Below are 21478 nucleotides of genomic sequence, written 5' to 3' on the forward strand. Positions count from 1 at the left end.
TCACCACTGGGGAGAAGCATGGTTTTGCTGCATGTGCTGCGCGCGCTGGGCGGGGTAATGTCGATCATCTGCGGGCTGGGCGTGTTGCTGGGCATTGCCTACACGGTCACGGCCAGCGTGCTGGTCGGCAGGTTCTTTTCCCGGGCGGCGGCGGAGCCGCGCGATTACCCGGGCGTGACCGTCGCGAAGCCGCTGCACGGCGACGAATGGGATCTCGTACAGCATCTCGAAAGCTTCTTCGTGCAGAATTATCCGGGGCCGGTCCAGCACCTGTTCGGCGTGCACGATGCGGGCGACGCGGCGCTCGCGGCTGTCGAAACGCTGCGTGCGCGCTACCCGGACGCGAACATCAAGGTCGTCGCCGATGCGCGGATGTACGGGCCGAACCGCAAGATCGCCAATCTCGTGAACATGCTCGAACACGCTGAGTATTCAGTGCTCTGTCTTGCCGACAGCGACGTGCTGGTCGAGCGCGGTTATTTGCGCGCCGTCGTCGGCGCGCTACAGCAGCCGGATGTCGGCATCGTGACGAGCGTGTATCGCGGCGTCCCGTCGCCGGGCTTCTGGCCCGGTGTCGCCGTCGCGATGACGAACTACCATTTCCTGCCGGGCGTGATCACCGGGCTCTTCATCGGGCGCGCGCGGCCGTGCTTTGGCCAGACGATCGCGTTTACGCGCGCGACGCTCGAACGCATCGGCGGGCTCACGCGTTTCGCGCATCACCTGGCCGAGGATCACGCGCTGGGCGAAGCGGTGCGGCAGGTGGGCGCGCAGGTCGTGATCCCGCCGTTCGTCGTCGGGCATGCCTGTGTCGAAGCGACGTTCGCCACGCTGTACGCGCATGAATTGCGCTGGAGTTGCACGATCCGAGCGGCCGACCGCGCCGGTCATGCCGGTTCGGTACTGATGCACCCGGTGCCGCTCGCGCTGTTGGCGCTGCTGTTCTCCGGCGGCTCGGCCGTTGCTTGCGGGCTGACGGTCGCGGCGCTCGCCGCGCGGGTGCTGCTGATGTTGAAAACGAGCCGTGCGACCGGCGCCGGCCTGCGCGGCGCAATCTGGCTGCCGTTCGTCGATCTCCTGCAGTTCGTGGTCTTCGTGTCGAGCTTCTTCTCGTCGCATGTCGTCTGGCGCGGCACGCGCTTTCACGTCGACCGGGAAGGCTTGCTGTCGCCGGCGAGCGAATCATGACGACCGAGACGAACACCGCTGCCGCCGACGCGGACCGGCTGTCCGCGCGTCACGAGGCGCGGCTCCGGCATGCGGGGCGCGCGGCGGCGCTGGGCGGGCTGGCGCTCGCCGTGTGGCTGATCTGGCGCGAGCATCCGCTGGAGATCCTGCACCGCCTGCAGATCGCCGGCGCCGGGCTGCTGCTCGCCGCGCTGGCCCACATCCTGCCGATGCTCGCGAATGCGTGGGACTGGCGGATGCTGATCCGCGGTCCGCGCCGCCCGTCGTTCGCGACGATGCTGAAGCTGGTCTGGATTCGCGAATCGATCAACGGGTTGTTGCCGGTGGCACGGATCGGCGGCGAGATCGTGTCGTTCGGCCTGTTGCGGAAGGCGGGCGTGCGGCCGGCGACGGTCGTGGCCAGCCTCGTCGCCGACATGCAGCTCACGCTGATCAGCCAGCTCGTGTTCGCGCTGATTGCGATCTGGTATGTGCTCGAGCGCGTATCGTCCGATGCCGCGCGGGTGGCCGCGAACCTCGCCATCGGCATGGCCGCGCTGGTGCCGGTGCTGCTGCTGTTCGCGCTGGTGCAGCATGCGCGGCCGTTCGAACGCGCGATGCGCGCGCTCAACCGCATCACGAGCGGCAAGGTCTATGCGCTGGTCGGCGAATCGGCGCGCACCGATCAGTCGATCCGGATGATCTGGAGAAAGACCGGCATCGTCGTGCGTTATCTGGGGATCTGGCAGACGCTGCAGTTCGCGGGCTACGCGCTGGAAATCTGGCTCGCGCTGTATTTCCTCGGCGCCGATCCGACTTTCGCGCAGGCGCTCGCGATCGAGGCGCTGATCCAGCTCGTGAGCAGCATCGCGTTCTTGATGCCGGGTGGGCTGGGCGTGCAGGAGGGCGGGTTCGTGCTGATCGGCGGGCTGCTCGGGTTCGACCCGCCCACGTGTCTCGCGCTGGCCGGCGCCCGCCGCGTGCGCGATCTGCTGTTCTATCTGCCGGGCTTGCTGGCGTGGCAGTGGGCGGCCGGTTCGGCGAACCGGCCGGGCGGCACGAAACGCGCGCCGCTGCACATCGGGGAATCCGCCCGGCCGCACTGACGCGGCCCGGCGACGCGCGAATCAGCGCCGTTCGTCGGCGATATGGCTGCGGATCACGTCCGCGAACGACGTATCGCCCTTCAGCCCGAGCGCTTCCGCGCGCGTCGTGTCCCAGCGGCCCGGCCAGCTGCCGACGATCTTCTCGACGCGCTCGTCGGGCGCATGGCGGATCAGCTTCACGACGTCGTCGCCCGCGACTTCGCGCAGCGCCGCGATCATCTCGTCGACCGACACCGACAGGCCAGGCAGGTTGATCACGCGCTTGTTGCCGAGTTTCGCGCTGTCGATCTCGCAGCCCGCGACGAGCGCTTCGATCGCGCCGCGCGGCGACAGCAGCCACAGTCGCGTCGAACCCGGCACCGGGCACACGCTTTCCTCGCCGTTCAGCGGCTCGCGGATGATGCCGCTCGCGAACGACGACGCGGCCGCGTTCGGGCGGCCGGGCCGCACGCTGATCGTCGGCAGCCGCAGCACGCGGCCGTCGACGAAGCCGCGCCGCGCGTAGTCGCACAGCAGCAGTTCGGCGATCGCCTTCTCGGCGCCGTACGACGATTGCGGGTTCAGCGCGGTGTCGTCCTGCACGACGTCGGGCAGCGTGCCGCCGTAGACCGCGACGGAGCTCGTGAACACGACGCGCGGCTGGTGCCCGCGCGCGCGGCACACGTCGAGCAGCGTGCGCGATGCGTCGAGGTTGATCCGCATGCCGAGATCGAAATCGGCTTCGGCCTGCCCGCTGACGATCGCCGCGAGGTGGAAGATCGCGCCCGTGCGCGTGTCGATCGCGCTGTCGAGCACCGCGCGATCGGCGATGTCGCCGACGATCGACGTCACGCGTGCGTCGCCGAAATCGCTGCCCTTGACGACGTCGAGCAGCACCAGTTCGTCGATCTTCTCCGTCCGGCCGTCGGGGCCGGTCAGTTCGCCGCGCTCGAGCAGCTTGCGCGCGAGACGCTGGCCGAGAAAGCCGGCGCCGCCGGTGATCAGTACTTTCATGTTCTTTGCCCTCTCAGGAATGCTTGGATGTCAGGTACGGCTTGAGCCAGCCGAGGCCGTCCGACGTGCCGGCCTTCGGACGGTATTCGCAGCCGATCCAGCCGTCGTAGCCGAGCGCGTCGATCAGCTCGAACAGATACGGGTAGTTGAGTTCGCCGATATCCGGCTCGTGGCGCTCGGGCACGCCTGCGATCTGGATATGGCCGATGCCCGCGAAATCGCGCTTGAGTTTCATCGCGAGATCGCCTTCGACGATCTGGCAGTGATAGCAGTCGAACTGCACCTTCAGGTTCGGCGCGCCGACTTCCGCGCAGATTGCCTGCGCGTCGTCCTGGCGGCTCAGGAAATAACCGGGCATGTCGCGCTGGTTGATCGGCTCGATCAGGATCGTGACGCCGTGCGCGGCGGCGGCCTGCGCCGCATGCCGCAGGTTCGACAGGTAGGTGTCGCGATGGCGCGCGCGGTCGGCGCCCGGCGCGACCATGCCGGCCATCACGTGCAGTTTCTTGTTGCGGAGCACGCGCGCGTAGTCGAGCGCCTGGTCGATGCCGCGGCGGAATTCGTCCTCGCGGCCCGGCAGCGATGCGATGCCGCGTTCGCCCGCGGCCCAGTCGCCGGGCGGCGCGTTGAACAATGCCTGCTCGAGGTTGTGCGCGTCGAGGCGCGCGCGAATGTCCTCGGCGGCGAAGTCATACGGGAACAGGTACTCGACGGCCTTGAAGCCGTCGTACGCGGCAGCGGCGAAGCGTTCGAGGAACGCGTGCTCGTTGTACATCATCGAGAGGTTGGCGGCGAAGCGTGGCATGGCAGCGGGTCCTGTGAATGAATGGGGCGGGGCGCAGCGCGCCCCGCGTCGAATGGCGGCAGGCTCAGCGGTTCACGAGTTTCGCGGGCGTGAGCCACACGGCGATCGCGCCGATCACGAGCATGGCCGCCAGCATGTACATGCCGGACGACGTGCTGTGCGTGGCGTCCTTCAGGTAGCCGATCACGTACGGGCTCGCGAAACCGGCGAGGTTGCCGACCGAGTTGATGATCGCGATCCCGGCAGCGGCCGCGGAGCCCGCGAGGAACGCGGTCGGCAGCGACCAGAACAGCGGGGCGCAGGTCAGCACGCCGCCCGCCGCGAGCGACAGGAACACGATCGACACCACCGTATTGTGCGAGTACGACGCGGCGACCGCAAACCCGACCGCGCCCATCAGCGCCGGCACGATCAGGTGCCAGCGGCGTTCGCGGCGCTTGTCCGCGCTGTGGCCGAACAGGTTCATCACGACGATCGCGACGACGAACGGGATCGCGGACAGCAGGCCGATCTGGAACGTATCGCTGATGCCGGTCGATTTCACGAGCGTCGGCATCCAGAACGTGAGGCCGTACTGGCCCGTGACGAACGCGAAGTAGATCAGCGACATCCACCACATGCGCGGGTCCGAGAACACGGCCTTCAGCGGATGGCCGTGCTTCTGCTGTTCCTGCGGCTGCGCGGCGATCTCGTCCTCGAGCAGTTGCTTCTCGCGCTCGTCGAGCCACTTCGCGCTGCGGATGCTGTTGTCGAGATACAGGATCGTCGCGATGCCGACCAGCACGGCCGGCACGGCCTCGATCATGAACATCCATTGCCAGCCGTGGAAGCCCGAGCCGCCGTGGAAGCGTTCCATGATCCAGCCCGACAGCGGGTTGCCGAAGATGCCCGATACCGGAATCGCGGACATGAACACCGCGATGATCTTCGCGCGGCGGTGCGACGGGAACCAGTACGTGAGGTACAGGATCACGCCGGGATAGAAACCGGCTTCCGCGAGGCCGAGCAGGAAGCGCAGCACGTAGAACTGCGTCGGCGTCTTCACGAACGCGAACAGCGCGGACAGCAGGCCCCACGTGATCATGATCCGCGCGATCCAGATGCGCGCGCCGAGGCGGTGCATCAGCATGTTGCTTGGCAGTTCGAACAGAAAATAGCCGAGGAAGAAGATGCCCGCGCCGAGCCCGAACACGGTTTCGCTGAACGCGAGATCCTGCGACATCTGCAGCTTCGCGAAGCCGACGTTCACGCGGTCGAGATACGCGACCACGTAGCAGAGCATCAGGAACGGCACGATGCGCCAGAACACTTTCTTGTAGGTTCGGTCCAGTTCGACCGAATGGGCGGGCGCGGCGGGCGAGCGGCCAGCGGCCGCGTCGAGAGCAGTCATCGTCGTCTCCAGGGATGGTGTGTGCCGGCTGCGCGTACGCCGCCGGATCATGTGTGTGTGCTGACGGAAGGGCCCGCGCACACGGCGGGCATTGGGAATCGGTACGTAATCGGTGCGTGATGCGCGGCGTTACCAGCACGCGCCGAAGGTCTGGCGCAGCTCGTCGAGCGCCGCGTCGGAAAGCGGCTCGGGTTTCGGGTTCGTCATCAGCCATAGCCGTGCCGTTTCCTCGAGCTCCTCGAGCGCATACGACGCGTGCGACACCGACGGCCCCCACATCACGGGGCCGAGGCGGTCGAGCAGCACGCCGCGCACCTGGTCGGCGAGCGCCGCGATTTCGGCCGCGACGCCGGGGTCGCCGGGGCGGCGATAGCGGATCAGCGGAATGTGGCCGACCTTCATCACGTAGTACGGCGTGATCGGTGGCAGCACGTCGGCATCACGCCACACGCCCGCGAGCGTCAGCGCGACGAGGTGCGTCGAATGCGTGTGGACGACGCCATTCGCTTCGGCATTGCGCGCGTAAATCCCGCGATGCAGCGCGAGCGTCTTCGACGGCTTGCCGCCCGATACGGGCTGGCCGTCGACGCCCACCTTTGCGATGTCGTTCGGGTCGAGCCGGCCGAGGCACGCATCGGTCGGCGTGATCAGCCAGCCGTCGGGCAGGCGTGCGCTGATGTTGCCGGCGCTGCCGACCGCATGGCCGCGCGCATACAGGCTCGCGCCGACGACGCAGATCTCTTCACGCAGTTTCGCTTCGTCGCGCATCATGCAGCTCCGTCCAGCGCGCGCAGCGCCTTGTCGAAAAAGTCCGTCGCGCCGAAGTTGCCGGATTTCAGCGCGAGGCCGAGCGGCTGCGCGTCGATGGTGGCCGTCGCCGGCACGCCCGGATCGATCTGCGCGCCGATCTGCAGCGACTTCACGTCGAGCGCCTGCACGACCGCGCCGGACGTTTCGCCGCCGGCGACGACGAACTTGCGCACACCGAGTTCGCGCAGGCCGCGCGCGATCGCCGCGAGCGTGTTTTCGACGAGATGGCCGGCCGCCTCGACGCCGAGCGCCTGCTGCACGGCCTTCACTTCGTCGGGCGTCGCGGTCGCGTAGATCAGCACGGGCTGCGGCAGGTGCGCGCGCGCGAAGGCGAGCGCCTGGTCGACGACGGGCTCGCCGCGTGCCGCCGCGAGCGGATCGATGCGGAAGCCCGGCCGCGTGGCGCGCCACGCGGCGACCTGCGCGTTGGTAGCCTTCGACGCGCTGCCGGCGAGCACGGCCGACAGCCCGTCGATGCGCGGCAGCGACGCCGCGTTGTCGCGCTCGGGCAGCAATTCCGCGCGGCGGAAATTCGCAGGCAGGCCGAGCGCGATGCCCGAGCCGCCGGTGACGAGCGGCAGGCCCGCGCACGCTTCGCCGAGCACGTAGAGGTCGCGGTCCGACAGCGCGTCGGCGATCGCGAAGCGCGCGCCGTCCGCGCGCAGCTGGTCGATCCGCGTGCGCACGGCGGCCGCGCCCAGCGCGATCGTGTCGTAGCGGATCAGTCCGACCGGCGACTTCGTCTGCCGCTGCAGCACGCGCACGAGGTTCGCGTCCTTCATCGGCGTGAGCGGATGGTTCTCCATCCCCGATTCGTTCAGCAGCACGTCGCCGACGAACAGGTGGCCGCGATAGATCGTGCGGCCGTTCTCCGGGAATGCCGGGCACGCGATCGAGAAACCGCCGCCGGCCGCATCGAGCAGCGCGTCGGCCACGGGCCCGATATTGCCCGCGTCGGTCGAGTCGAACGTCGAGCAGTACTTGAAGAAAAACTGGCGGCAGCCTTGCGCGCGCAGCCATTCGTATGCGGCGAGCGATTGCGCGACGGCGTCGGCCGCGGGGATCGTGCGCGACTTCAGCGCGACGACGATCGCGTCGGCGTCGAGCGATGCGCCGTCGGCGGGCACGCCGATCGTCTGCACGGTGCGCATGCCGCTCTTGACGAGCATGTTCGCGAGATCGGTCGCGCCGGTGAAATCGTCGGCGATGCAGCCGAGCAGGGGACGGGAAGCGGAAGCGGTCATGGCAGGAACGTCGTTCGAATCAGCGGGCGGGCGGCAGCGTGATGCCGGGGAAGGTCTTGATCACGGCGGAATCGTCTTCGCCGCCGTGGCCGGCGCTCGACGCGCTCATGAACATCTGGTGCGCGGTGGCCGACAGCGGCAGCGGGAACTTGCTGCGGCGTGCGGTATCGAGCACGAGGCCCAGATCCTTCACGAAGATGTCGACGGCCGACAGCGGCGTGTAGTCGCCGTTCAGGATGTGCGGCACGCGGTTCTCGAACATCCACGAATTGCCGGCGCTGTGCGTGATCACGTCGTACAGCGCATCGGCATCGACGCCTTCGCGCAGGCCCAGCGCCATGGCCTCGGCCGCTGCCGCGATGTGCACGCCGGCCAGCAACTGGTTGATGATCTTCACCTTCGAGCCGATGCCGTGCGCGTCGCCGAGGCGATAGACCTTGCCGGCGATCGCGGCGAGCACGTCCTCGCAGCCCGCGTACGCGGCGGCCGGGCCCGACGTCATCATCGTCATTTCACCGGATGCCGCGCGCGCGGCGCCGCCCGACACGGGCGCATCGAGCATCTGCAGGCCGGCGGCCTCGATGCGCTGGCCGAGCGCGACCGCGAATTCGGGCGCGACGGTCGCGCTTGCGATCACCACGCCGCCCGGCTTCATCGCCGCGACCGCGCCGTGCTCGCCGAACAGCACCGTTTCCGTTTGCGCGGCATTGACGACGAGCGTGACGACGACGTCGCATTGCGCGCCGAGTTCGGCCGGCGTCGCGCAGGCCATGCCGCCTTCGGCCGCGAACGCGGCCAGCACGTTTTCGCGCACGTCGCACGCGTGCACGCGCAAGCCGGCGCGCAGCAGCGAGCGGGCGACGCCGAGGCCCATCGCGCCGAGGCCGATGACTCCAATATTTCGTGACATGGTCAACCTTGATCGATTCGGGGGGAGGTTCGGGACAACGGCGGCGCCTGGTTTGACAGATGCCGCCGGCTTCAGCAGATGCCGGCTTCCGCGAGACGGCGGGCGGCGTTGTACATGTGCGTGCGCGCCGCGTTGCGGGCCGCCATCGGGTCGCGCGCGCGGATCGCGTCGGCGATCGCCGCGTGTTCCTCGCGTACCTGGCGCGAGAAATCGTCGCGCGTCGCTTCGTTGCCACGCGTGACCTTCACGCCGGCTTCGAGGTACTGGTTCAGGAACTGCAGCGTCTTCAGGAAATACGGGTTGCCGGTGACGGCCGCGATCGTGCGGTGGAACGCGACGTCTTCCGCGACGCCGTCGCGCCCAACGGCCACCGCATCGTCGATCTTGCGCAGCGCGTCGTCGATGTCGGCCATGTCTTCATCGGTGTGACGCTGCGCGGCTTCGGCCGCGACTTCAGCCTCGATCGCGCGGCGCACCGCGAGCAGGTGCGGCAGCGAGCTCGCCTCGACCGCTTCCGCGTAGTCGATCCGCAGCGGCCGGATCGCGCCGTGCTGGTTCACGTACACGCCGCTGCCCTGGCGCGGCTCGACCACGCCTTCGTTCTTCAGCCGCGAGATCGCCTCGCGGATCACAGTGCGGCTCACGCCGAATTCCTGCGCGAGCACGGCTTCCGTCGGCAGCTTGCCGCTGGCCGAGAAGCTGCCGACTTCGATCTGCTTGAGCAATTGCTGCGCGACATGGTCGCTCATCGCGCGGGCGGGAATTTTCTCGAACATGGCGCTCTGGTTTGTAAGGTGATGTGGTCATCATACAAATTTGAGCATGGGCAAGCATCCGGAATAACCCTCGGTTAACGGCGGGCAACGTCGGTCAATTTAACTGGAACCGGTTCCAATTGAGCTGAACTCGAAGCGATCGTGTGTCGTTCTACGGTCGGTCAGGAAGGGGAGCGGGTGCCCGTGGCCGTCAGTCGGCGATGTCCTCGATGGGGTCGGCCTCTATCGCCGCATCGGCTTCCACCGCTTCGCCGCCGCGCTCGCGATACGTCGCTGGCGGCATGCCGAACTGCTTGCGGAACTCGCGCCCGAGGTGCGACGCATCGGCGAATCCGCAGCTCGACGCGATATCGGCGACTGTCCGGTCGGAGCTCGTCAGCAGCCACGCCGCGGTGCGCAGCCGCACCTGTTTGGCGAAGGCCTGCGGGCTCTTGCCCGTCTCGGCCTTGAACAGCCGTTCGAGCTGCCGCGTCGACATGTCGAGCTTGCACGCGAGCTCCTCGAGCGGCAGCGCGCGCCCGACATGCTGTTCCATCAGGAGAATCGCGCGCTTGACCTTCGGGTGCGTCGCCGGCTCGAGGCCCGGCGGATGCGGCTGCGGCGCATTGCCTTTCTGCATCTCGCCGACCAGCAGGATGCGCAGCGCCTTCTGCACGGTGGCATGGTCGAAATGGCGCAGCAGGATCGCGGCGGCGACGTCGATCGACGCGCGGCCGCCCGAACACGTGATCCGGCGGCGATCGATCACGAACAGCCGGTCGGCGATCAGCAGGTCGGGATCGGCGGCCGGGAAGCGTTCGATGAAATCCCAGTAGTGGAACCAGCTCACGCAGGTGCGGTAGCCGTCGAGCACGCCGGCGCGCATCAGCGTGAACACGCCGGTGCAGATTCCGACGACGGTCGCGCCGCCGGCCGCCGCGCGGCGAATGACGTCGAGCGTCTGTGGCCCGGCCTGCGGGCCCGAATGCAGCAGCCCGCCGACCACGACCACATAGTCGAACGGCTCGGCCGCGTCGAACGTCTCCCACGGCGTGATCTGGATCCCGCAACTCGCGCGCACCGGTGCGAGGGTTTCGCCGATCACGCTCCACGCGCAGCGCACGGGCTTGCTGTAGTCGCCGTCGTCGGCCGACAGCCGCAGCATGTCGACGAAACCCGAGAAGGCCGTCAGCGTGAAGTTCGGCAGCAGCACGATGCCGAAGCGGATGCGCCGCGGCGCGGGTTCTGCGAGGGGGGAAGCGGGTACGTCGGGTGTCATCGCGGCCAATCTCGTCACGCCGGGCAGGCGGTCTCACTCGTTTCACTCTGTTTGCGGGTACGGCTGCCGGGGCGGCGCGGATGAAGCCAGCGTCGCCGATCGGCTCCGGCCGGACTTGTGGTTTTCCGTCGGGAACCATCGCCAAAACGCACTTTCGGGCCCACCGGCACGGTGCTTGGCGGCGGTATCCCACGCCGATGCCGTTTTTGTTCTATCGGCCAATTTTACGCTTTGATGTACTGATGCCCAACGTCATTCAATGTAATGCCACCCAGAGGAAGCCAATGAACGTCAGCGCGTTCGACCTGTTCAAGATCGGCATCGGCCCGTCCAGTTCGCATACGGTCGGCCCGATGATCGCCGCGTGCCGCTTCGCGTCGCACGTCGAGGACGCGAACCTGCTCGGCTTCGTGCGCCGCGTGCGGATCGAGCTGTACGGCTCGCTCGGCGCGACCGGCAAGGGCCACGGCACGGACAAGGCCGTGCTGCTCGGCCTCGAGGGCCACCTGCCCGACACGATCGATCCCGACCTGATCGAGCCGCGGCTCGCCGCGATCCGTGCGGAGAAGTCGCTGTCGCTGCTCGGCAAGCAGACGGTCCGCTTCGAGGAAAAGGAGCACATCGGCTTCTATCGCAAGCTGATGAGCGGCACGAGCATCGTGCACCCGAACGGGATGCGCTTCCAGGCATTCGACGAACACGGCCAGCTGCTCGTCGAGAAAGAGTATTACTCGGTCGGCGGCGGCTTCGTCGTGAACCGCGACGGCGATCGCGTGAACGGCGTGCGCGCGGCGGTCGAGGTGCCCTATCCGTTCCGCACCGGCGACGACCTGATGCGGCAGTGCCGCGAACACGGGCTGTCGATCGCCGAGCTGATGCTGCGCAACGAATCCGCGCTGCGCCCCGCCGACGAGGTGCGCGTCGGGCTGCTCGCGATCTGGCGCACGATGGCCGCGTGCGTCGAGCGCGGCTGCAAGGTCGAGGGCGACCTGCCGGGCCCGATGCGCGTGAAGCGCCGCGCGGCTGAACTGAACGCGGGCCTGCGTGCACGCTCGGAGGAATCGCTGCGCGACCCGCTGTCGATGCTCGACTGGGTCAACCTGTACGCGATGGCCGTCAACGAGGAGAACGCGGCGGGCGGGCGCGTCGTCACCGCGCCGACCAACGGCGCGGCCGGCGTGATTCCCGCGGTGCTGCACTACTACGTGAAATTCGTGCCGGGTTCGAACGAAGCCGGCATCGTCGAATTCCTGCTGACGGCCGCGGCGATCGGGATCATCTACAAGGAAACCGCGTCGATCTCCGGTGCGGAAGTCGGTTGCCAGGGCGAAGTGGGCGTCGCGTGCTCGATGGCCGCCGCGGCGCTCGCCGCCGTGATGGGCGGCACGCCCGACCAGGTCGAGAACGCGGCCGAGATCGGCATGGAGCACAACCTCGGGATGACCTGCGATCCCGTAGGCGGGCTCGTGCAGATCCCGTGCATCGAGCGCAACGCGATGGGCGCGATCAAGGCGCTGAACGCGTCGCGCATGGCGCTCAAGGGCAACGGCCAGCACTACGTGTCGCTCGATTCCGTGATCAAGACGATGCGCGAGACCGGTGCCGACATGAAGACGAAATACAAGGAAACGTCGCGCGGCGGTCTTGCCGTGAACGTCATCGAATGCTAACGAAGGGTCAATCAACATGAGCCGCTACTCGATATTCAGCCTGTTCCGCAACGGCCTCTCGTATCACGAGAACTGGGAAAAGCAGTGGAAGAGCCCGGAACCGAAGAAGGAATACGACGTCGTGATCGTCGGCGGCGGCGGCCACGGCCTCGCGACCGCGTACTACCTCGCGAAGGAGCACGGGATCACGAACGTCGCGATCCTCGAGAAGGGCTGGATCGGCGGCGGCAACACCGCGCGCAACACGACGATCGTGCGCTCGAACTATCTGTGGGACGAATCGGCCGCGCTGTACGAGAAGGCGATGAAGCTGTGGGAAGGGCTGTCGCAGGACCTCAACTACAACGTGATGTTCAGCCAGCGCGGCGTGATGAACCTCGCGCACACGCTGCAGGACGTGCGTGACACCGAGCGCCGCGTGAACGCGAACCGGCTGAACGGCGTCGATGCCGAATTCCTGACGCCCGCGCAGATCAAGGAAATCGAGCCGACGATCAACCTGAACAGCCGCTACCCGGTGCTCGGCGCATCGATCCAGCGCCGTGCGGGCGTCGCGCGTCACGACGCGGTGGCCTGGGGCTTCGCACGCGGCGCGGACCGCGCCGGTGTCGACATCATCCAGAACTGCCAGGTGACGGGCATTCGCCGCGAAGGCGGCGCGGTGGTCGGCGTCGATACGGTGAAGGGCTTCATCAAGGCGAAGAAGGTCGCGGTGGTCGCGGCCGGCAACACGACGACGCTCGCCGACATGGCCGGCGTACGCCTGCCGATCGAAAGCCACCCGTTGCAGGCGCTGGTATCCGAGCCGATCAAGCCGGTCGTCAACTCGGTGATCATGTCGAACGCGGTGCACGCGTATATCAGCCAGTCCGACAAGGGCGACCTCGTGATCGGCGCGGGCATCGACCAGTACACGGGTTTCGGCCAGCGCGGCAGCTTCCACATCATCGAAAGCACACTGCAGGCGATCGTCGAGATGTTCCCGGTGTTCTCGCGCGTGCGGATGAACCGCCAGTGGGGCGGCATCGTCGACGTGTCACCGGACGCGTGCCCGATCATCACCAAGACCGACGTGAAGGGCCTCTATTTCAACTGCGGCTGGGGCACCGGCGGCTTCAAGGCGACGCCCGGCTCGGGCTGGGTGTTCGCGCACACGATCGCCCGCGACGAACCGCATCCGCTGAACGCGCCGTTCGCGCTCGACCGCTTCTACACGGGCCACCTGATCGACGAGCACGGCGCTGCCGCCGTCGCGCACTGACCCCCCCGCACTGAAGTGCATGGGACCGGAGTAAGGCGCTGAAGCGCCAACTCTGGTCGACACACTGGAGAAAGAAACATGTTGCTGATCGAATGTCCGTGGTGCGGGCCGCGCGCCGAATCCGAGTTCTCATGCGGCGGCGAAGCCGACATCGTGCGCCCGGTAGCCAACGAGAACATGACCGACCGCGAATGGGGCGAATACGTGTTCATGCGCGAGAACAAGCGCGGGCTGCACAAGGAGCAATGGCTGCACACGCAGGGCTGCCGCCGCTGGTTCAAGGCCACGCGCGACACGGTGACCTACGATATCAAGGGCTACGAAAAGTTCAGCGGCGCAGCCGCCGGCAACGCACACGAAGAGGGCACGAGCAAATGAGCCAGAAAGACCGTCTCGGCACCGGTGGCCGCATCAATCGCGCGATTCCGTTGACGTTCACGTTCAACGGCCGCACGTATCAGGGCTTCCAGGGCGACACGCTCGCGTCCGCACTGCTCGCGAACGGCGTGCACTTCGTCGCGCGCAGCTTCAAGTACCACCGTCCGCGCGGGATCGTGACGGCGGACGTCGCGGAACCGAATGCCGTCGTGCAGCTCGAATCGGGCCCGTACACCGTGCCGAACGCGCGCGCGACCGAAATCGAGCTGTACCAGGGCCTCGTCGCGACGAGCGTGAACGCCGAGCCGACGCTCGAGAACGATCGCTACGCGATCAACCAGAAGTTCTCGCGCTTCCTGCCGGCCGGCTTCTACTACAAGACCTTCATGTGGCCGCGCAAGATGTGGCCGAAGTACGAAGAGAAGATCCGCGAGGCGGCCGGCCTCGGCAAGGCGCCCGAGGCGCTCGACGCCGATCGCTACGACAAGTGCTACGCGCACTGCGACGTGCTCGTCGTCGGCGGTGGGCCGTCGGGCCTCGCGGCGGCACACGCGGCGGCCACGGCCGGCGCGCGCGTGATCCTCGTCGACGACCAGCGCGAGCTCGGCGGCAGCCTGCTGTCGTGCCGCGCCGAGTTCGACGCGAAGCCCGCGCTGCAGTGGGTCGAGAAAATCGAGGCCGAGTTGCGCAAGTTGCCCGACGTGACGATCCTGTCGCGCAGCACCGCGTTCGGCTACCAGGACCACAACCTCGTGACGGTCACGCAGCGCCTGACCGATCACTTGCCCGTGTCGATGCGCAAGGGCACGCGCGAACTGCTGTGGAAGGTCCGCGCGAAGCGCGTGATCCTCGCGACCGGTGCGCACGAGCGCCCGATCGTGTTCGGCAACAACGACCTGCCGGGCGTGATGCTGGCGTCGGCCGTGTCCACGTACGTGCATCGCTTCGGCGTGCTGCCGGGCCGCAACGCGGTCGTGTTCACGAACAACGACCGCGCGTACCAGACTGCCCTCGACCTGAAGGCGTGCGGCGCGAAGGTGACGGTCGTCGATTCGCGCGCGTCGTCGAACGGCGCGCTGCCGGCCGCCGCGAAGCGGCAGGGCGTGACGGTAATGAGCGGTGCGGTCGTGACGGTCGCTTCGGGCAAGTGGCGCGTATCGTCGGTCGACGTCGCGTCCAGCACGAACGGCCAGGTGGGCGGCAAGCTGCAGACGCTGCCGTGCGATCTCGTCGCGATGTCGGGCGGCTTCAGCCCGGTGCTGCACCTGTTCGCGCAATCGGGCGGCAAGGCCTGCTGGAACGACGAAAAGGCGTGCTTCCTGCCGGGCAAGCCCGTGCAGGCGGAAGCGAGCATCGGTGCGGCGGCCGGCGAATTCGGCCTGGCGCGCGCGCTGCGGCTCGCGGTCGATGCGGGTGCGGAAGCGGCGAAGGCAGCGGGCTTCACGGCCGCGCAGCGCTCCGTCGCGCCGCAGGTCGCGGAAGCCGTCGAAGGCGCACTGCAGCCGCTGTGGCTCGTCGGCAGCCGCGAGGCCGCGGCGCGTGGGCCGAAGCAGTTCGTCGATTTCCAGAACGACGTGTCGGCCGCCGACATCCTGCTCGCCGCGCGCGAAGGCTTCGAGTCGGTCGAGCACGTGAAGCGCTATACGGCGATGGGCTTCGGCACCGACCAGGGCAAGCTCGGCAATATCAACGGGATGGCGATTCTCGCGCAGGCGCTCGGCAAGACGATTCCGGAAACGGGCACCACGACGTTCCGCCCGAACTACACGCCCGTGACGTTCGGCACGATCGCAGGCCGCGAGCTCGGCGATTTCCTCGACCCGATCCGCAAGACCTGCGTCCATGAGTGGCACGTCGAGCACGGCGCGCTGTTCGAGGACGTCGGCAACTGGAAGCGGCCGTGGTATTTCCCGAAGAACGGCGAGGACCTGCATGCGGCCGTGAAGCGCGAATGCCTCGCAGTGCGCAACAGCGTCGGCATCCTCGATGCATCGACGCTCGGCAAGATCGACATCCAGGGCCCCGACGCGGTGAAGCTGCTGAACTGGATGTACACGAACCCGTGGAACAAGCTCGAGATCGGCAAGTGCCGCTACGGGCTGATGCTCGACGAGAACGGGATGGTGTTCGACGACGGCGTGACGGTGCGCCTCGCCGACCAGCATTTCATGATGACGACCACGACGGGCGGCGCGGCGCGCGTGCTCACGTGGCTCGAACGCTGGCTGCAGACCGAATGGCCCGACATGAAGGTCCGGCTGTCGTCCGTCACCGATCACTGGGCGACGTTCGCGGTGGTCGGCCCGAAGAGCCGCAAGGTCGTGCAGAAGGTGTGCCAGGACATCGACTTCGGCAACGAAGCGTTCCCTTTCATGAGCTACCGGAACGGCACCGTCGCGGGCGCGAAGGCGCGCGTGATGCGGATCAGCTTCTCGGGCGAGCTGGCCTACGAAGTGAACGTGCCGGCGAATGCGGGGCGCGCGGTGTGGGAAGCGCTGATGGCCGCGGGCGCCGAGTTCGACATCACGCCGTACGGCACCGAGACGATGCACGTGCTGCGCGCGGAGAAGGGCTACATCATCGTCGGCCAGGATACCGACGGCTCGGTCACGCCGTACGACCTCGGGATGGGCGGGCTCATCGCGAAGTCGAAGGACTTCCTCGGCAAGCGCTCGCTGGCGCGCTCGGACACCGCGAAGGAAGGCCGCAAGCAGTTCGTCGGCCTGCTGACCGAGGACGAGCAGGTCGTGCTGCCGGAAGGCGCGCAGATCGTCGCGAAGGACACGCAGGTGTCGGCGGTCGATCCGACGCCGATGATCGGCCACGTGACGTCGAGCTACTACAGCCCGATCCTGAAGCGCTCGATCGCGCTCGCGGTGGTGAAGGGCGGCCTGAACAAGATGGGCGAGAGCGTCGTGATTCCGCTGGCCAACGGCAAGCGCATCACCGCGAAGATCTCGAGCCCGGTTTTCTACGATACCGAAGGGGTGCGCCAGCATGTGGAATGAAACCAGAAACCAGACGCAGGTGGCGGGCGCGGGCGGCGTGACGCTTGAATCGCCGTTCGTCGGCGCGACCGACGTGCTGAAGACGCACCAGGCGCGCGCATCGAAGAAGTTCACGCTGCGCGAGCGGCCGTTCCTCGATCTCGTCAACGTGCGCGGCGAGTCGAGCGATCCGGCGTTCGTGAGCGCGTTCGAGCGCGTGGTCGGCTGCCGGCCGCCCGCGGAGCCGAACACGATCGTGCGCGGCGCCGAGTACGACGTGCTGTGGCTCGGCCCCGACGAGTGGCTCGTGCGCTCGAACGGGCCCGTGCCGGCCGGTGTGCTCGAGGCCAAGCTGGCGGAGGCCGTGCAGGGTTCGTATGCGGCGGCCGTCGACGTCGGCAGCGGCTACACGATCGTCGAGATCAGCGGCGAACGCGTGCGCGACGTGCTCGCGCGCGGCTGCCCGCTCGATCTCCATCCGCGTGCGTTCAAGCCGGGCCAGTGCGCGCAGTCGCACTACTTCAAGTCGTCGATCGTGCTGATCCCGACCGGCGACGATGCGTTCGAGATCGTCCTGCGCCGCAGCTTCGCCGACTATTTCGTGCGCATCATGCTCGACGCAGCCGCGCCGCTCGCATCATGAAGCCGTTCGACGAACCGTTCGTGGCGATCGACGCGCCGCGCCTGCGCGGGCGCGGCTGGAGCGTGTTCGTCGACGAACTGAAGGTGCCCGTGCGGATCGGCATTCACCCGCACGAGCATGAAGCGCCGCAGCCGATCGTGATCGACGCGCGGCTCGGGTATCGCTGCGAGCCGAGCGAGCAGGGCGAGTGGATCGATTACGACGGCTATTGCGCGCGCGTCGCGTCGTTTCTGTCGCACAAGCCGCATACGCGGCTGCTGGAGACGCTCGTCGCCGATATCGCGGTGCTGTCGTTCCGCGAATGGCCGGCGCTGGAGTCGCTGACGCTGTCGGTGCACAAGCCGAAGATCCGGCCGGGGACGAAGCGCGTCGGCGTGTCGCTCGACTGGACGCGCGGCGATTATTTGCGGTGGACGGGGGCAGCGGGGCAGTTTTGATGCTGCTCGACGGCGGGCCCGTGTCGGGGCTTGCCGTCGAGCATTGTTCCTGAAATATGAGAACAATCGGCGTGCGGCGGAGGCGGGCGGCTTTGTTCCTGAAATATCGGAACAACAGGTCGTTTTGCTTTTGCCGTACTCGCGGTGCACCGGCTGCTGTGGCCGGTGCCTGTTGAACCGATCGATACTCCTTCATCGCGCAGGCCGATGCCGCGACACCCGTTCCGGCGTGTCGCGACTATTGCGTCCACACGAATGCGTTACGCCGCAGCCACGCCACCCAACGCCGGATAGTCGACATACCCGCGCGCATCGCCGCCGAAGAACGTCGCATGTTGCACATCGTTCATCGGCGCACCCGTCTTCAACCGCGTCACGAAATCCGGATTGGCGAGCACCATCTGGCCGTAGGCTTCGAGATCGGCCAGCCCCGCAGTCACGTCCGTGCCGATCGCGTCGCGGGCGCGGCCCGGCCGGTTCAGGATCAGCGTGCCGTTCCAGCGCGTGCGCAGGTCGGCCAGCAGCGCTTCGTCGCCATGATGCATCACGTGCACGTAGGCGAGGCCGAGCGGGTCGAGTTGCTCGGCCAGATAACGGTACAGGTCCGGCCCTTCCGCACCTTCGTCGATCCCCCCCATCGTGTTGCCGGGCGACAGGCGGATCGCCGTGCGATCCGCGCCGATTTCGTCGGCGATCGCCGTGGCGACCTCGATCGCGAAGCGCGCGCGGTTTTTGATCGACCCGCCGTATTCGTCGGTGCGGGTGTTCGCGCTCGGCGCGAAGAACTGCTGGACCAGGTACGCGTTCGCGCCGTGGATCTCGACGCCGTCGGCGCCGGCCTCGATCGCGCGGCGCGCGGCGAAGCGGAAGTCGTTCACGGTGTCGCGCACTTCGGCGGTCGTCAGCGCACGCGGCACCGGGATGTCCTGCATGCCCTTCATCGTGAACATTCCCGTACCCGGCGCGATCGCCGACGGCGCGACGCCCTGGCGATGATGCGGCGTGTTGTCGGGGTGCGACATGCGCCCCGCGTGCATCAGCTGGATGAACAGGCGGCTGCCGCGTGCGTGCACGCGGTCGCTGACCGCCTTCCAGCCGGCGACGTGCGCGTCGGTATAGATGCCGGGCGTCGTCAGGTAGCCTTGCCCGTCGTCCGACGGTTGCGTGCCTTCGGTGACGATCAGGCCGAGGCCCGCGCGCTGCGCATAGTATTCGGCGGCCAGTTCGCCGGGCGTGCCGTCGAAGGCGGCGCGGCTGCGCGTCATCGGCGCCATGACCAGGCGGTTCTGCAGCGTGTAACGGCCGACACGGGCCGGGGTGAACAGTGCGTCCATGATGCGTGACTCCTTGAAGTTCGGGATGCGGCATCGGGGCGATGCCGCATCGGGCGACGGTCGCGCATGTTGCGCCGACCTCGCCTCCACGCCTGCATCATCTATTGCTTCCTTTTCGAGATAAATAGGGTATTTTGGATAAGATTGATCCATTGATGGAGCAGTGGGCATGGAACTGCTGAACGACATGGCGCTGTTCGTGGAGGTCGTGAAGGCGCGCGGCTTTCGCAGCGCCGCGCAGGCGCTGGGGATGCCGAATTCGACGCTGTCGCGGCGGATCGGCGCGCTGGAAAAGGCGATCGGATTGCGGCTGCTGCATCGCACGACGCGCCGGATCGAGCTCACGGAGGCCGGGCAACTGTACTTCGAGCGCTGCAAGCGCATCGTCGACGAGGCGCGGCTCGCGCACGAGCAGCTCGGCGGGTTGCTGGCCGAACCCGCGGGCGTGCTGCGCGCGTCGTTTCCGGTCGATTTCGCGGTGATCTACCTCACGCCGCTGATCGTCGAATTCGCGAACCGTTACCCGAAGCTGACCTTCGATTTCGAGCTGACGTCACGACGCGTCGATCTGGTGAGCGAGCCGTTCGATGTCGCGATCCGCATCGGCGAATCCGCGGATTCGCAACTCGTCGCGCGGCGGCTCGCCACGTTCCGCAATTACCTGTATGCGTCGCCGCGCTATCTCGAGCGCGCGGGCGAGCCGCTCGAACCGGACGACCTGACGCGGCATCAGTGCCTGAGCGTGCAGCGGGTCGATGCGTGGGCGCTGCACGACAGCGCGCGGGCCGTCGAGGTGCCGGTGAGCGGGCGGTTTGTCGTGAACAGCGTCGGCATGAACCGGCAACTGGCTGTGCACGACGCGGGGATCATCCAGATGCCGGAGGAAGTGGTGGCCGACGACGTGGCCGCCGGCCGGTTGCGCCGCATACTGCCTGAATGGGAGGGGGCGCCCGTTCCCGTCTACGCGATGACCGAAACGCGCCTGCTGCCTGCGAAAACGCAGCATTTCATCGAGTTTCTGCGCGCGCATTTCGCGCAGGCATGACGCGGCGGCCGTCCGTCGGTCACTTTTGCGCCGGTTGCGGCGCGTCCGCTTGTGCTTCCCATTTCTTCAGGATGCGCACGCGCGCCTGGCTGAAATCGACCCAGCAGTTCATCCACGCGTCGTTCGGAATCATCTGCTGCGGATTGGCGGTTTTCACGTAGTTGCAGGTGTCGCTGGCGAAGCGCGTCCAGCTCGCCTGCGATTTCGCGAGCAGGCCTGCGGCGTCGGGATTGCGTTGCTTGAGCTTGCGTTCGAGCGACCGGTACGCGCTGTCGACTTCCCGGTTGTTGTTGTCGAGCATGCAGCGCCGCACCGTTTCCATCGTCGGCCCCTGCTGTTCGCAATCGACGGCGGCGAATGCGAATGCGGATGCCGGGCCGGCAGCCGCGAGAGCAGCGACGGCGAGGAGGCGGGCAGCGTGCTGGATCGCGTAACGCATGTACGTGGCAGATTGAAAGTGTCGGGCGTACGCGCGGAGTGCGCTTATCGGGTGTTGCGGTTCGCGGCCGGAGTGGATGTCGACGTCGACGATTCGCTGACCGGCACCATCCGCGCCTTCGTATCGTTCGCGGCTTTCGCTTCATCGTCGGGTTCGAGCACGAACCGGAACGAATCGACCCGTTGCATCACCTTCGCCGCATACGCGTTGGAACCGCCATAGCTCTTCAGTCCGGCCTGCACGTTGCCGCCGGCGGCTCTCACGTAGCCCGACAGGATCGCGGACCCGGCTTCGACATTCGCGTTCGGCTCCGTCAGATCCTTCACGTTGCGCAGCAGGCCGCGGTGCGCGGTCGGCACGACCTGCATCAGCCCGGTCGCGCCACGCTGGCCGCGCGCCTTTTCCTGGAAGCGCGATTCGATCGAGATAATGGCGTAAACGAGTGCAGGCGGCAGCGAATATTTCGTCGCAGTGACGCTCACGATATCGGCGAGCTTCGCGGCCCTTTCCTTCGCGACGCCGAATTTCTTCGTCAGGTAGGACGTGATGCGGCGGTTTGCTTCGTTCGGCTGATCGTTGGCGTTGGCGAGCGGCGCGGATGCCGCGGACGGTGCCGATGCGGCCGCTTCGGGCGCGGAAGCAGGCAGTGCAGGCGCCTGCTGCGCCGATGCCTGTTGCGCGATGCCGAGCGAAAGCACGATCAGCCAGAGAAACCGTCGCATGGTCGAGTGCGGGGAAATGAGAGGCGCATAGTATATCGGCCAATCGCGGCGGATGTTCGATCACGGGCTCGAATGAAAGCGTCGTGTAGGCTTGTATCGTTGC

General features: G+C 67.4%; 20 protein-coding genes. 9 read left to right on the forward strand and 11 right to left on the reverse strand.

Going from position 1 to position 21478, the window contains the following annotated elements:
* Positions 1-18: 18 nt before the first annotated feature.
* Together hpnI and CUJ89_RS19035 are read left to right on the forward strand one after the other, a co-directional pair.
* Positions 19-1188 (forward strand): bacteriohopanetetrol glucosamine biosynthesis glycosyltransferase HpnI, encoded by a 1170-nt coding sequence (gene hpnI / locus CUJ89_RS19030; RefSeq protein WP_114179052.1) that lies wholly within the window; start codon positions 19-21, stop codon positions 1186-1188.
* Positions 1185-2273 carry a lysylphosphatidylglycerol synthase domain-containing protein gene (locus tag CUJ89_RS19035; RefSeq protein ID WP_114179053.1) on the forward strand — a complete coding sequence of 363 codons (1089 nt, stop codon included), beginning with the start codon at positions 1185-1187 and terminating at the stop codon, positions 2271-2273. The genes hpnI and CUJ89_RS19035 overlap by 4 nt, the downstream gene beginning before the upstream one ends.
* Before the next feature lie 21 nt (positions 2274-2294).
* On the opposite strand, the gene denD is transcribed toward CUJ89_RS19035, so the two are convergent.
* The 8 genes from denD to CUJ89_RS19075 form a co-directional block, all read right to left on the reverse strand.
* Positions 2295-3266, reverse strand: coding sequence for a D-erythronate dehydrogenase (denD, locus tag CUJ89_RS19040; RefSeq protein WP_114179054.1), 972 nt, complete (start codon positions 3264-3266; stop codon positions 2295-2297).
* 13 nt (positions 3267-3279) lie between these two features.
* The gene (gene otnI, locus CUJ89_RS19045) at positions 3280-4071 is read right to left on the reverse strand and encodes a 2-oxo-tetronate isomerase (protein ID WP_114179055.1); all 792 of its coding nucleotides are present in this window, start codon (positions 4069-4071) and stop codon (positions 3280-3282) included.
* Positions 4072-4135: 64 nt separating this feature from the next.
* On the reverse strand, positions 4136-5461 hold the full coding sequence (locus CUJ89_RS19050) for an MFS transporter (protein ID WP_114179056.1): 1326 nt from the start codon (positions 5459-5461) through the stop codon (positions 4136-4138).
* A gap of 129 nt (positions 5462-5590) precedes the next feature.
* Positions 5591-6229 (reverse strand): aldolase, encoded by a 639-nt coding sequence (locus CUJ89_RS19055; protein WP_114181447.1) that lies wholly within the window; start codon positions 6227-6229, stop codon positions 5591-5593.
* Positions 6229-7515, reverse strand: a complete 1287-nt coding sequence (gene otnK, locus CUJ89_RS19060; protein ID WP_114179057.1) for a 3-oxo-tetronate kinase — start codon at positions 7513-7515, stop codon at positions 6229-6231. The genes CUJ89_RS19055 and otnK overlap by 1 nt, the downstream gene beginning before the upstream one ends.
* A gap of 19 nt (positions 7516-7534) precedes the next feature.
* Positions 7535-8425 (reverse strand): L-threonate dehydrogenase, encoded by an 891-nt coding sequence (gene ltnD / locus CUJ89_RS19065; RefSeq protein WP_114179058.1) that lies wholly within the window; start codon positions 8423-8425, stop codon positions 7535-7537.
* A 71-nt stretch (positions 8426-8496) separates the two neighbouring features.
* Entirely contained in the window at positions 8497-9201 is a 705-nt protein-coding gene (locus CUJ89_RS19070; RefSeq protein WP_114179059.1) for a FadR/GntR family transcriptional regulator, read from the reverse strand.
* A 190-nt stretch (positions 9202-9391) separates the two neighbouring features.
* Positions 9392-10459, reverse strand: coding sequence for a GlxA family transcriptional regulator (locus CUJ89_RS19075; RefSeq protein WP_114179060.1), 1068 nt, complete (start codon positions 10457-10459; stop codon positions 9392-9394).
* 284 nt (positions 10460-10743) lie between these two features.
* Between CUJ89_RS19075 and CUJ89_RS19080 the strand changes: the two genes are divergently transcribed.
* From CUJ89_RS19080 to CUJ89_RS19105, 6 genes are all read left to right on the forward strand, one after another.
* Positions 10744-12129, forward strand: a complete 1386-nt coding sequence (locus tag CUJ89_RS19080) for an L-serine ammonia-lyase (RefSeq protein WP_114179061.1) — start codon at positions 10744-10746, stop codon at positions 12127-12129.
* A 16-nt stretch (positions 12130-12145) separates the two neighbouring features.
* Positions 12146-13390 carry a sarcosine oxidase subunit beta family protein gene (locus tag CUJ89_RS19085; RefSeq protein WP_006480591.1) on the forward strand — a complete coding sequence of 415 codons (1245 nt, stop codon included), beginning with the start codon at positions 12146-12148 and terminating at the stop codon, positions 13388-13390.
* Positions 13391-13468: 78 nt separating this feature from the next.
* Complete coding sequence (locus tag CUJ89_RS19090; RefSeq protein ID WP_114179062.1) at positions 13469-13768, forward strand: sarcosine oxidase subunit delta; 300 nt, start codon at positions 13469-13471, stop codon at positions 13766-13768.
* The gene (locus tag CUJ89_RS19095) at positions 13765-16776 is read left to right on the forward strand and encodes a sarcosine oxidase subunit alpha family protein (RefSeq protein WP_114179063.1); all 3012 of its coding nucleotides are present in this window, start codon (positions 13765-13767) and stop codon (positions 16774-16776) included. Before CUJ89_RS19090 ends, CUJ89_RS19095 begins: the two co-directional genes overlap by 4 nt.
* Entirely contained in the window at positions 16766-17398 is a 633-nt protein-coding gene (locus tag CUJ89_RS19100) for a sarcosine oxidase subunit gamma (protein WP_114179064.1), read from the forward strand. The genes CUJ89_RS19095 and CUJ89_RS19100 overlap by 11 nt, the downstream gene beginning before the upstream one ends.
* Positions 17395-17835 (forward strand): dihydroneopterin aldolase, encoded by a 441-nt coding sequence (locus CUJ89_RS19105; RefSeq protein ID WP_114179065.1) that lies wholly within the window; start codon positions 17395-17397, stop codon positions 17833-17835. The genes CUJ89_RS19100 and CUJ89_RS19105 overlap by 4 nt, the downstream gene beginning before the upstream one ends.
* Before the next feature lie 260 nt (positions 17836-18095).
* Here CUJ89_RS19105 and CUJ89_RS19110 read toward each other — a convergent pair whose 3' ends face one another.
* Positions 18096-19169, reverse strand: coding sequence for an alkene reductase (locus tag CUJ89_RS19110; protein WP_114179066.1), 1074 nt, complete (start codon positions 19167-19169; stop codon positions 18096-18098).
* A gap of 169 nt (positions 19170-19338) precedes the next feature.
* Between CUJ89_RS19110 and CUJ89_RS19115 the strand changes: the two genes are divergently transcribed.
* A complete protein-coding gene (locus tag CUJ89_RS19115; RefSeq protein ID WP_114179067.1) occupies positions 19339-20214 on the forward strand; it encodes a LysR family transcriptional regulator in 876 nt (291 codons plus the stop codon).
* A gap of 19 nt (positions 20215-20233) precedes the next feature.
* Here the strand turns inward: CUJ89_RS19115 and CUJ89_RS19120 are convergent, their stop codons facing one another.
* A complete protein-coding gene (locus CUJ89_RS19120) occupies positions 20234-20653 on the reverse strand; it encodes a lysozyme inhibitor LprI family protein (RefSeq protein WP_114179068.1) in 420 nt (139 codons plus the stop codon).
* Positions 20654-20697: 44 nt separating this feature from the next.
* On the reverse strand, positions 20698-21375 hold the full coding sequence (locus CUJ89_RS19125) for a lytic transglycosylase domain-containing protein (RefSeq protein ID WP_114179069.1): 678 nt from the start codon (positions 21373-21375) through the stop codon (positions 20698-20700).
* Between the last annotated feature and the right edge of the window lie 103 nt (positions 21376-21478).

Source organism: Burkholderia pyrrocinia, assembly GCF_003330765.1.
Lineage (GTDB): Bacteria > Pseudomonadota > Gammaproteobacteria > Burkholderiales > Burkholderiaceae > Burkholderia > Burkholderia pyrrocinia_B.